Raw genomic sequence first — 12,660 nt, forward strand, 5'->3', positions numbered from 1 at the left:
TCCTTCGTTACATTTAGCTAAATGCTTAGCAGCCTGTAAGTGCATGTTGATACCAACAGACTTTATCCAATTTACATGACTTGTTTTAAAAAATCGGTATTTCGTTGAGTTACTGTCTCTTTAATATCAAGTGCGTGAGCATAACGGTTCGTCATTAATAAGCTCTTGTGATTCAAAGTAGCACGAATATCTTCAAGACTAAACCCTTCAGCCAGCATTGTGCTAGCGGTTGTATGTCTCAAATCGTGAACACGCAATCCAACAGGCATATTGGATTCAATCTTTGCTTGATGCCATAGATGATCCCATTCTAGCATCGGCTTTCTTGGATTTGTTCGGTGTTGAAATACCCACTTAGAAAGCGGCTGGCTTACCTTCCATTCTTTCAGAAGTTTCAAGGCATGAGCCGGTAGCTTGATTGCATGATCGGTTTTATTTTTTGTCTTTAAGAGATAAATAACCCCTGAATCAAAATCTATGTTCTCCCATCGAAGACAACTAATCTCATTTCGTCTGGCACCAGTTAGCAGAAGAAGGTAGACCAGCGGAAACAAGCCTTTCCATCGGCTGTTTTTACAGGCATTCAGTAAATCGACCTGTTGTTCTTTCGTCAGGAATAGCATTCTGCCCTGGCTATCTTTAGCCCTTGGAACATCTTTGGTTGGATTCACTAATTGATATTGCTTAAATTCTCGCTGTCTTGCAAGCCATTTAAACAAACTAGAAAAAGCCGCTTGATAACGGTTACGTGTGGGATCTTTAAACTGACGCTCGTCTTGAATACGGTCAAGCTCGATTTCGAAAGCCAATCGGGAGATTTCATTAATTGGGACATTATGTAGTTTGGTGAATTGTTGTAACTGGCGAACATATTTGGGAGCGCTATCCAGTTCGCATTGATTGCCATAGATGACAATACATTCTTGCAATGTTGGTGTTGAGTCGCGTTTTCTTCGCAGATTGATTTCATCAATGATGACTTGAGCGGCTTTGGCTTTGCGAGTTGGGTTGCCATTGTTATCAGTCGCGCCCAAATACGACAAATCATCTAACCATTCTTCAGCTTCGGCTAGAGTATCAAAACGCTGTGAATAGCGAATACCGTTATATTGTCTTTGGGCATTAAAACGGGTGGAATTTTTAGTTTTTACAGGTGTGATAGTGCCGGAACGGCTTTTCGAAATTAGCATTTTTCTAATCCTCTTACGAGGTGTCAGAAAATCAAAATGCATTCCTATTGCATTTCATCGATTTTGACACGTCAGATAGTTGAAAACGAATGCTACTTCAAACAACTAAAAACGCTTTTAAAATCAACAAATTAAAGATGGTGCCCAGGGCCGGAGTCGAACCGGCACAGTGTTTCCACCGGGGGATTTTAAGTCCCCTGCGTCTACCAATTTCGCCACCTGGGCATAGTGTCCAGTAAATGATTTACTGAGTAGATTATCCTGAAAGGAATCAAGATAAATAAAATGGAGGCGCGACCCGGAGTCGAACCGAGGTCCACGGATTTGCAATCCGCTGCATAGCCACTCTGCCATCGCGCCATTTGGAGCGGGAAACGAGGATCGAACTCGCGACCCCAACCTTGGCAAGGTTGTGCTCTACCGCTGAGCTATTCCCGCTTGATGGGGCGTATTATAGGTTCTCCCCCATAAAGGTCAAGAATTTTTTCTGAAAAAACTGAAAAACACTTAACCTGAATAAACACCGTTAAACCAAGCCCTAAAGCCGGGTTTAACTAAGTCTATGATTCTGTTGAGCGAATGATCTCAGGCAGCGCCGCCTTGGTATATTGCACCCAAGTAATCAAAGTTAGCATCGCGGCAAAATAGAGCATTGGGAAACCAAGCTCACCCCAGTTAACCCCCCATAACTCACCACCATATAACAACCAAGTTAAGGCCGCTAATTGCGAAGCGGTTTTGATTTTACCGAGTTTCGATACCGCCACCACTTCACGGGCATTGTTTTCCGCCATCCATTCACGTAAAGCGGAAATACCGATCTCGCGCATCATAATCACCACGGCTGATAATATGACCAGCAGATTATCGTGATATTCGGCCGCCACCACTATCAATGCGGCGGCAACAATTAGCTTATCGGCAACCGGATCCAAAAAGGCACCGAGTTTACTGTCAGAACCGAGTTTGCGCGCCAGATAGCCATCAAACCAATCGGTGATAGCGGCAATCATAAAGGCTAAACCGGCCCAAAAACGAGCGTCTTCAATCGGTGCGTAATAACAGATTAGAAAAACAGGAATCAGGATGACACGACTCCATGTCATCATCATAGGAATGGATTTTATCGTCATAAGGTTTCTTTAATGATTGGACTGCAAGAGTGCTTTGAATTAATTAAATGCAATATACCATACTTGCGATTATGCCATTTAAGGCTTTATCGCTTTAACGGCTATTTTAATCGAATTTGGCAAAAATCCTGTCTTAAAGGCCACCGTGGAAGAAATCATAGATGCGTTGAGCCTTATCCAAACTGATGCCCTTTACTTTTTGCAACTCGGCGATTGATGCTTGTTTGACTTCATTCAAACCGCCAAAGTGCAGTAACAACTGTTTGCGTGTTTTGGGACCAATACCCTCGATCGCTTCCAAGGAAGATTGCGTTTGTGCTTTACCTCGCTTGGCTCGGTGCGAAGTAATAGCGAAACGGTGCGCTTCGTCGCGAATGTAGTTGATCAGATGTAAAGCCATATCATCGGCTTCCAGATCAATACCTTCTAGATTATAAGGAGTGTAGAGGATTTCCAAACCGGCTTTACGCCCTTCTCCTTTTGCCACCGAAACCAACGGAATATGCTCTAGCTGCAGGCTTTTTAAAACTTCTATCGCTTGCGATAACTGCCCCTTACCGCCATCGACAACAATCAGATCAGGCAAGCTGGCATTTTCATTTTTCAGGCGACTGTAACGACGGCTTAACGCTTGGTGCATGGCGGCATAATCATCACCAGGCTGGATACCGTCTATATTGAACTTACGATAAGCCTGAGTATTTGGCACCCCTTCCTGGAACACGACACAACTGGCAACCGTTTGCTGGCCTTGCGTATGACTGATGTCGAAACACTCCATATGGTTAGGTGCTTGTGCCAAAGCCAGCACCTCCTGCAAAGCCTGGACACGTTCAACCTGACTGGCTTTTTGTGTCATATGTTGCTTCAAACCGGAATTGGCATTGGTCTCGGCCAGCGTAATCAAACCTTTTGCTGTCTGGTTATTGGCCGTTTTCAAATTAACCGCGCCATTACGCTGCTGCTTTAACCAAGTTTGCAGCACTTCTTTGTCTTGCAGATTTACAGGCAACAAGACCTCAGCTGGAACCGGGTGCAATTGATAATGCTGGGTAATAAAGGCACTGAGAATTTCATCGCTGTCACTGGTTTCATTGAGTTTGGGATAAAAATGCTCGCTACCCCACAAATTACCGCCGCGATACATCATCAAACAGACACACACCTGCGCTGATTGTTCAGCCAAGGCAATGACGTCCATATCCTTGGAACCTGGCTGGTTAATCAAATGCTGTGATTGAATCGCCCTTAAGGCCGCAATCTGATCACGGTAGCGCGCCGCCTGCTCAAACTCCAATTCCATTGAGGCGGTTTCCATTTTCTGTCCTAAATCTTCAATAACCGAAAAACTCTCTCCACGCAAAAAACCCAAAGTATGTTCGACATCTTCACCATACTCCTGCTTGGTCACCAGACCTTCAACGCAGGGACCTGAACAACGTTTAATCTGATATTGCAAACAGGGACGCGAACGATGATTAAAAACGCTTTCGGCACACTGGCGGACCGGAAAGATTTTTTGCAGCGCATGCAGGGTTTGATGAACCGCTTGGGCATTGGGAAAAGGTCCGAAATAATCACCGTTACGACGCTTGGCACCGCGATGATAACTTAAAGACGGAAAGGTTTTATCGGTTGAAACGAAAATATAAGGATAGGACTTATCATCCCTAAAAAGTATATTATACTTAGGCTTATGACGCTTTATTAAGGTATTTTCCAGTATAAACGCTTCACTATCGGTATCGGTGACCGTCACCTCAATACGCGCAATTTGCGGCACCATCTTGGCCGTCTTGATATCGTCATGCTGTTTTTTAAAATAACTGGAAACACGACGCTTGAGGTTTTTCGCCTTACCGACATAGATGATTTTGTCGGCACTATTAATCATACGGTAAACACCCGGACGCTCGGTCAACTGCTTCAAAAACGCATCGATATCAAAGTCTATATTTTCAGACTTGCTTGAAGGTTCAGCCTTGTTTTCGGAGTCGTTTCGGTTATTATCTGCGTTCATATCGTGATAAGGTGTTTTTAATAGTTTCTAAAGCGCCTATAACGCTTTTGACTGAAAATTCAGTCCAGACGGTTTACTATCGAAGAACCGTCATTATAAAGGATTAAGCAAAGGATTATGCATGGATAATGAACCGCAAAACTCTCAACACGGCTTTGAAAGACTCGCGCTTGCTGTCGAATCTCTGGTTAAACAAGAACGCTGGAGCCGCCGCTTTGCCAATATTCTAAAACTGGCGGTTGCTGCCTATATCGTGTTTTTTATCTATATTGCCATTGATAATATTCAAGACGGTAAAGAAATGGATGCTCTTCATCAAGGTCAGGAGCATGCCGCAGTCATCAAACTGAATGGCGCGATTATGCCTAACAGCAAGGTCAGCGCCGAGGCGATTAACCCGCTATTGCGCAAAGCCTTCAGTAATGAAAACAGCAAAGCGGTCATTATCCTTGCTAATTCGCCAGGCGGCAGCCCGGTGCAGTCGGCCTTGATTAACGATGAAATCGAACGCTTAAAAGCCAAATACAATAAACCGGCCTATGTCGTTGTCGAAGACATGTGTGCATCGGGTTGTTATTACATCGCCGTGGCCGCCGATGATATTTATGCCAATATCGGTTCTATCGTCGGCTCGATCGGAGTTCGCATGGATACTTTCGGTTTTACCGGACTAATGGATAAACTCGGTATCGAAAACCGCTCGATGCATGCCGGTGATCACAAAGCCTTTATTGACCCGTTTGGCGAAAAGGACGAAGCCGGCCGTAATTTCTTCAAAGAACGTGTCTTGGAACGCACTCACCAACAGTTTATCGCTGCGGTGCGTAAAGGTCGTGGTGAGCGCATTAAAGAAAACGACAACACCTATACCGGTTTGGTCTGGCTTGGTGATGAAGCGGTTGAAAACGGCATGATTGACGGTATTGGAGACTTGGGCTCGGTGGCTCGCGACATTGTCGGAACCGAAAAGGTGCGTTATTACGAGGTGGATAAATCACTGCTTGAAGAGTTGATGGGAGATTTCGGCGCCGAAGCGAGCAGCAAACTCGCGCTACTGTTATCGACGCTGAAATAACCGCGATCCGTTAACTCCATTTAATCCCTCCTCTCAAACTCTTGATTGGAGGGATTTTTATTTACAGAAAGATTTTTATTTATGAAGGCAATCACTTCTGATCAAGCAAAGCCCCTTATTGCTCATCAAGCAAATCCAACACGCCCAACTCTATATAGCTTTGCAGCGTTAACTGACCATAAGCAAGACCATTATCCTTTTGGAATTCCTTGAGTGCGTTCAAGGTATTAATTCCCCAGATGCCATCAACCACAACGTAATCCAGTGGCGGTAAAGGCTTAAGGTATCCCTTATTGAGTAACGCTTGCTGTAACGGCTTGATCATTGCGCGTGAACGGCTCATTTTACATAGCGTGGCACGCATCTGCTTTTGATCTTCACTGTACAAAGGCTGACCATTTTCCAGCATAGGGATTTGCGCTCGGGCACCGCAGCGCCAAATTTGAGCACCCTTGATATATCCGGCCAATACCGGCTTACTGCTGCTAGGCACACCTGAGATAAAATCAAAATTATCTCCCTGCACACGCTGCAATCGCATCAGCACTGCGGTTGGTTGCTGATTATCCACCTTGATAGGCTTGGCAACACTGGGTTCATTGACATGATTTGCCGCAACGTCTATCTCGCCCGACTCTTCGGGCGCTATAGCGTGATTGTTGCTGACCAACATCTCACTGTTATCAATTTCTTCGGAAATGTCGCTTTGCTCAGATTGCAGCTCTGTAGCAACAACCGATTCGGTTTGTGCCAAATTCTGTTCATGCTGACGTGTTCTACCGATATCAGCGGCAAACACGCCGATATGCTCAAGAGACTGGATGGTCAACTGACCAAATACCAAGCCGTTATCGGCCTGATACTGTTTTAATGCCTGCAGGGTCGAACTGCCCCAAATACCGTCAACCACTTCGGCTTTGGTCAATCCCTTTTCTTCTGCAACCGTTTTTAAATAGCCTTGTTCATATAAGCGATATTGCAGATCGGTCATTGTTGCCAGATCTCGACTCGACTTACACAAAGTGGCACTTAGCTGCTTTTCTTCACGACTATAATCCCAATGCCCGTCTTTGTACTGAGGCACCAAAGCATTCGCGGCGCAACGATAATAATCGACCCCGCCAACCTTGCGATACATGGCCCTTTTGCGGTTATCTACCACAAAATTAGTCACCGCAGGCCAAGGAACAGTATCGTTAGGCATCAACCGCTCTGTGTCATTAATATTCTCTTCTGCAGTGCTTTGCTCGTTTTCAATCCCTATTGCGGAGTCGTTTATTTCTGCCGTTTCAGCGGCGCTATCAGTCGGCGCACCGTTAACGGATTCATTGCCTGCGGATTCTTCTGCTAGCACCTCAATTTGACCATTTCCGGCAGTCGATTGCTCTTCGGCAACTTGATTTTGTTCGATATTGCCTAGGGTGTTTCGTGCCAGATTAGCCAGCAAACTGGTTGGCTCTATACGCTCACTAGGCGCTTCGAACACCCCCAGGTTTTCCAGCGATTGAATCGTTAATTGGCCAAACACCAAGCCGTTATCGACCTGATAAGCCTTCAAGGCCTCCAGAGTGGTGTCCCCCCAAATCCCATCAACCACCTGCTCTTTGGTTAATTGACGTGATTCAGCCACCTCTTGTAAATAACCCAGTTGATATAGTCGTTGTTGCAGGTCGCTAATAACCTTTTTATTACGACTGGCTTTACACAAGGTCGCACTAAGTTGTTTTTGCGCAGCGGAATAATCCCATTTACCCGCTTTTAAATCGGCGACAAAAGCATTGGCGGCACAACGATAATAATCAACTCCGTCCACGTTTCTATAGAACACACTATCGCGGTTATCGACGACAAAATTGGTGACCATCGGTAAATTCGGCGTATCTGCGCTTTGCGATGATGCCGCTTCGGCAATCATCAATTTACGCTCGGCTTCCCGTCGGTCTTGTTCAGCTTGCTCTTGAGCCTGCTGTTTTTCTTTTAAACGCTGCGCTTTGAGCTGCAACTGCTTTTCCAATTCGGTCGGCGGTGCGATCTCACTAACACCCAATAAAGCGAAGCTTTCATTGCTGGCCGGAAACAATCCCATGTGTTCGAGCGATTCAATCGTTAGCTGTCCATACAACAAACCGTGATACTTTTGATACTCTTTTAGCGCCTCCAGCGAAGCCTCCCCCCAGACCCCATCAACCAGCTGGGGCTGACTCAAGTTCGCGGAAAACAGATAACCCATATCGAACAACTTTTGCTGCACTTTTTTGATTAGCGCTTTACTACGACTTTGCGCACAAAGCGTGGCACTAAGCTCGGTGGTGTCTTTATGGTAATACCATTTTCCGGCCGAATCGGCCATTGGTTTCTGTGCCGGAGCGGCACAACGGTAATAAGAGAGACCATCCTGATTACGGTAAAAAACCGCGGCATTACTGCTCGGTTTAATACGAATGGTGTCGCGCGTATCCAAGAGCGCTTGTTTTTCGATTTGACGTGCTTTTATCTGGTTGAATAAGGCACTTTTTTCCTGCTGTTTGGCTAGCTGTTGCTGAATACGCTCACGCTCTTCCGCCTTGGCTTTTTCAATCATCAAGGCAACTTCGGACTCACTTAATGCCTTATCGCCGCTTTTATCGGTTGTTGCGCAGCCCACCAGTAAAAAACTGGCAAACCCAGCGCTGTATAAAGCCAGCTTTAATCGAGTAAGTTTCATTCACCATCCTTAACTGCTGACGAAGCTCGTCAAATTCATAAAGAATCCTATTTTAACGTTTTTACTGAAGCTTGGGCATGGCTTTGCGTTTATCCATTATTTATTCATATTTGCAAAGCACAAAGGCACGCATATTGCCCAAAGAAAAAAATCAGCCAATAAAAAAGCCGATAATCCTGATGGATTATCGGCTTTTGGATTCCAGTAAACTGGAGTCGATTAAAGCGAAACCAACTTAAGCGACGGCAACACCGATTTCAGCTAAAGTTTTTGGTGATTCAACTTCATAGTCTGCCATTTCATCAAACTGCAGGTAACGGTAAACATCATCCGCCATGGTATCCAGCATGGCTACGTTTTCCATATACTCGGCTACGGTAGGGATACGCCCCATAGCCGCGCAAACCGCTGCCAGCTCGGCAGAACCAAGGAATACATTGGCGCCGTTACCTAAACGGTTCGGGAAGTTACGTGTTGATGTCGAGAATACGGTCGCGCCATCGGCAACTCGCGCCTGGTTACCCATACATAATGAACAACCCGGCATTTCGGTACGCGCACCAACCTTACCGTAAGTGCTGTAGTAACCCTCTTCGATCAACTGACGCTCATCCATTTTGGTCGGCGGTGCGATCCATAGACGTGTCGGTACACTCCCCATGCTCTCCAAGACTTTACCGGCGGCACGGTAGTGACCGATATTGGTCATACAAGAACCGATAAAGACTTCATCGATCTTAGTATCCACCACTTCAGACATCAGCTTGACATCATCCGGATCGTTTGGACATGCGACAATCGGCTCTTTGATTTCATTCAAATCGATTTCAATCACTTCAGCGTACTGCGCATCTGCATCGGCCTCTAGAAGCTCCGGGTTATCGATCCATTTCTGCATCTCGTCACGACGACGAAGCAGAGTACGAGCATCCTGGTAACCGTTTTCAACCATCCAGTCGATCAATGCCATGTTCGACTTCAGATATTCGATAATCGGCTCTGCACCCAGTTTGACCACACACCCGTTGGCTGAACGCTCGGCAGACGCATCCGACAATTCAAATGCCTGCTCTACTTTCAAGTGTTCTAGACCTTCAATCTCAAGAACACGACCGTTGAAACAGTTGATCTTACCTTTCTTTTCAACCGTCAAAAGACCATTCTGAATCGCCGCATAAGGAATCGCATTGACCAAGTCACGCAAAGTGATACCCGGCTGCATCTTACCTTTGAAACGAACCAATACAGATTCCGGCATATTCAACGGCATAACACCCAAAGCGGCACCGAATGCCACCAAGCCAGAACCCGCCGGGAACGAAATACCGATTGGGAAACGGGTATGCGAATCACCACCTGTACCGACAGTATCAGGCAATAATAGACGGTTCAACCAAGAGTGGATAACCCCGTCACCCGGACGCAATGCCACACCACCACGGCTAGTCATGAAATCAGGCAAAGTGTGCTGCAATTTGATATCTACCGGCTTTGGATAAGCCGCAGTATGACAGAAAGATTGCATGACCAAATCTGAAGAGAAACCAAGACAGGCCAGCTCTTTCATTTCATCACGCGTCATCGCACCGGTCGTATCCTGTGATCCAACCGTCGTCATGTGCGGTTCACAGAACATACCAGGACGCACACCTTCGATACCACAAGCCTTACCGACCATTTTCTGCGCTAAGGTATAACCGTGATCGGCTTGTGATTTATCCTGAGGACGAATGAACTCATCAGATGGAGACAGGTCCAGAACACGACGCGCCTTATCTGTCAAACCGCGACCGATAATTAACGGTACACGACCACCGGCACGAACCTCATCCGGCATGGTATCAGGCGCCAATTCAAAGGTAGAGATGGTCTCGCCCGCTTCATTAGTAACCTTACCTTCATATGGATGGATCGTCACCACATCCCCCATATTCATTGAAGAAACATCACACTCGATGGGTAAGGAACCTGAGTCTTCAGCGGTATTGAAGAAAATCGGCGCAATCTTACCGCCTAATACCACACCACCTTGGCGCTTGTTCGGTACATAAGGAATATCATCACCAAACCACCACATAACCGAGTTCATTGCCGATTTACGTGAAGAACCGGTACCGACAACATCACCCACATAAGCCACCGGATGACCTTTGGCTTTAAGCTCGTCGATAATTCCCGGTACATCGTCCATACGCGCCGCCAACATTTCTTTTGCGTGCAAAGGGATATCCGGGCGCGACCATGCGGCTGTCGCCGGGGATAGGTCATCGGTATTGGTTTCGCCGTCAACTTTAAACACAGTTACCGTAATGGTTTCCGGCATTTTCGGTTTGGCTTTGAACCACTCGGCGTTCGCCCAAGATTCTAGAACCTGTTTCGCATAAGCGTTATTGGCCGCTTTTTCAGCCACATCGTGGAATGCTTCATACACCAATAGCGTTTTAGAAAGCGCTTTTACCGCTTCTTCAGCAACCGCCGGGTTTGTGCTATCCAACAAAGAGATTAGCGGCTGAACGTTATAACCCCCCAACATTGTTCCTAGCAAAAATGTCGCTTTTACCGGAGAGATCAAATCGACCGCTGTATTGCCATTAGCCACATCGGCCAAGAAACTCGCCTTAACATAAGATGCTTCGTCAACACCAGGCGGCACACGGTTGGTTAACAGGTCTAATACGAACTCTTCTTCACCTGCTGGTGGATTTTTAATCAGTTCCACCAATTGCGCTGTCTGTTCAGCATCCAATGGTAAAGCCGGAATACCTTCAGCTTCGCGTTCTGCCACATGGCTGCGATATGCATCTAACATAGTAAGACGTCTCCTAAATAATAGAAAAATATGCGCGCTATTTTACCACACTCAACTTTCAAGTCGCAGCCAATATAGCCGGATTTAATCATAGAAAAACCATTCTTTATCGAACGCTGTTTTGCCCCACCGATAAAGTGGAAATTACTCAGACACAAACTAAACCGTTTTTTGTGCTTTTACGTTATAATAGCGCGCATTATTTTTAATGATTTTTACAGCTTTAAAGGATTTTGGCTTATGCAACTTTCAGAATTAACCGCCATCTCTCCAGTGGACGGTCGCTACGGCGCTAGAATGAACAGTCTAAAAGAGATTTTCAGTGAATTTGGTTTAATTAAAAACCGCGTCAAGGTGGAAGTATTCTGGTTACGTATGCTAGCCAATCATCCTGGTATCGGTGAAATTCCGGCTCTGTCTTCAGATGCCGAACAACACCTGTTGAAACTGGTGGATGAGTTCACACTGGAAATGGCTCAGCGCGTTAAGGATATTGAAAAAACCACCAACCATGATGTCAAAGCGGTTGAATACCTAATTAAAGAACATTTTGCCGACAATGCCGAATTGATGGCTATCAAAGAGTTTGTTCACTTTGCCTGTACTTCTGAAGACATCAATAACTTGGCTTATGCGTTAATGCTTAAAGATGCACGTGCCGACGTGATCATTCCAGAAATGGATAAGGTGATTGCCAAAATCACTGAAATGGCTGAAGAAATGGCGGATATTTCAATGCTGGCACGTACTCACGGCCAGCCTGCTTCTCCGACCACTATCGGTAAAGAATTTGCCAACGTCGCTTACCGTCTTCAGCGTCAAGCCAAGCAGCTAATGAATGTACAGATCATGGGTAAAATCAACGGTGCCACAGGTAACTACAACGCTCACCTTGCCGCTTACCCTGATGTAAACTGGTATGAACTGTCTGAACAGTTTGTACAGAGCCTGGGACTACTTTGGAACCCGTACACAACGCAGATTGAACCACATGACTATGTGGCGGAATACTTCCATGCCATGCAACGTTTCAATACGATCCTGATCGACTTTGACCGTGATATCTGGAGCTATATCTCCATCGGTTTCTTCAAGCAAAAAACCGTTGCCGGTGAAATCGGTTCTTCGGCGATGCCGCACAAGGTTAACCCGATTGATTTCGAAAACTCGGAAGGTAACTTGGGTATCGCCAATGCGATTTTCGATCACCTAGGTCAAAAACTGCCAATCTCTCGCTGGCAACGTGACCTGACTGACTCGACAGTACTGCGTAACCTAGGTGTCGGCGTGGCACACACATTGATCTCTTTACAAGCGACGATGAAAGGTCTTGGCAAATTGGAAGTCAACGCCGCACAAATGGCGAACGACCTTGATAACAACTGGGAAGTACTGGCTGAAGCGATTCAGACAGTGATGCGTCGTCACGGTTTTGAAAACCCTTATGAAACACTAAAAGACCTGACTCGTGGTCAGCGTGTTAATAAAGAGATTATGCAGAACTTCATCGATGGTCTTGAGGGACTGCCGGATGATGCTAAAGAGTATCTGCGTAACCTGACACCGGCGACTTATATTGGTAATGCTGCTAAGCAGGCCTCAAATATTGAGTTAGCAAATACGATTCTAAAAAGCCGCTAGTTCTTTAAAGTGAACCTTTAGCGCGCTGTTATCTGCGTTGAGCAACGGTCACGTATGACTTATACGCTCCCTTTTGCTCGCCTTGATA

General features: G+C 45.9%; 7 protein-coding genes and 3 tRNA genes. 2 read left to right on the forward strand and 8 right to left on the reverse strand.

From position 1 onward, the window contains the following. Positions 1–71 precede the first annotated feature (71 nt). The 6 genes from FE785_RS06245 to uvrC form a co-directional block, all read right to left on the reverse strand. Positions 72–1,190: a tyrosine-type recombinase/integrase gene (locus FE785_RS06245; protein WP_138564934.1), complete on the reverse strand. Its 1,119-nt coding sequence runs from the start codon at positions 1,188–1,190 to the stop codon at positions 72–74. Positions 1,191–1,328: 138 nt separating this feature from the next. Continuing rightward, a tRNA-Leu gene (locus FE785_RS06250) sits at positions 1,329–1,415 on the reverse strand. 61 nt (positions 1,416–1,476) lie between these two features. Then, positions 1,477–1,550 (reverse strand) — tRNA-Cys (locus FE785_RS06255). 3 nt (positions 1,551–1,553) lie between these two features. Next, positions 1,554–1,628 (reverse strand) — tRNA-Gly (locus FE785_RS06260). 122 nt (positions 1,629–1,750) lie between these two features. Then, complete coding sequence (pgsA, locus tag FE785_RS06265) at positions 1,751–2,323, reverse strand: CDP-diacylglycerol--glycerol-3-phosphate 3-phosphatidyltransferase (RefSeq protein WP_168188922.1); 573 nt, start codon at positions 2,321–2,323, stop codon at positions 1,751–1,753. A 133-nt stretch (positions 2,324–2,456) separates the two neighbouring features. Next, positions 2,457–4,343, reverse strand: coding sequence for an excinuclease ABC subunit UvrC (gene uvrC, locus FE785_RS06270; protein WP_138564935.1), 1,887 nt, complete (start codon positions 4,341–4,343; stop codon positions 2,457–2,459). Positions 4,344–4,464: 121 nt separating this feature from the next. Here uvrC and FE785_RS06275 point away from each other — a divergent pair, with 121 nt between their 5' ends. Further along, entirely contained in the window at positions 4,465–5,418 is a 954-nt protein-coding gene (locus FE785_RS06275) for a S49 family peptidase (RefSeq protein WP_138564936.1), read from the forward strand. Between the two features lie 115 nt (positions 5,419–5,533). Here FE785_RS06275 and FE785_RS06280 read toward each other — a convergent pair whose 3' ends face one another. After that, positions 5,534–8,122 (reverse strand): peptidoglycan-binding domain-containing protein, encoded by a 2,589-nt coding sequence (locus FE785_RS06280; protein ID WP_138564937.1) that lies wholly within the window; start codon positions 8,120–8,122, stop codon positions 5,534–5,536. A 235-nt stretch (positions 8,123–8,357) separates the two neighbouring features. After that, positions 8,358–10,931, reverse strand: a complete 2,574-nt coding sequence (gene acnB / locus FE785_RS06285) for a bifunctional aconitate hydratase 2/2-methylisocitrate dehydratase (protein WP_138564938.1) — start codon at positions 10,929–10,931, stop codon at positions 8,358–8,360. A 240-nt stretch (positions 10,932–11,171) separates the two neighbouring features. Here acnB and purB point away from each other — a divergent pair, with 240 nt between their 5' ends. Next, positions 11,172–12,572, forward strand: a complete 1,401-nt coding sequence (gene purB, locus FE785_RS06290) for an adenylosuccinate lyase (protein ID WP_138564939.1) — start codon at positions 11,172–11,174, stop codon at positions 12,570–12,572. The last annotated feature ends 88 nt before the right edge of the window (positions 12,573–12,660 follow it).

The sequence above is a fragment of the Thiomicrorhabdus sediminis genome, assembly GCF_005885815.1.
Taxonomy (GTDB): domain Bacteria; phylum Pseudomonadota; class Gammaproteobacteria; order Thiomicrospirales; family Thiomicrospiraceae; genus Thiomicrorhabdus; species Thiomicrorhabdus sediminis.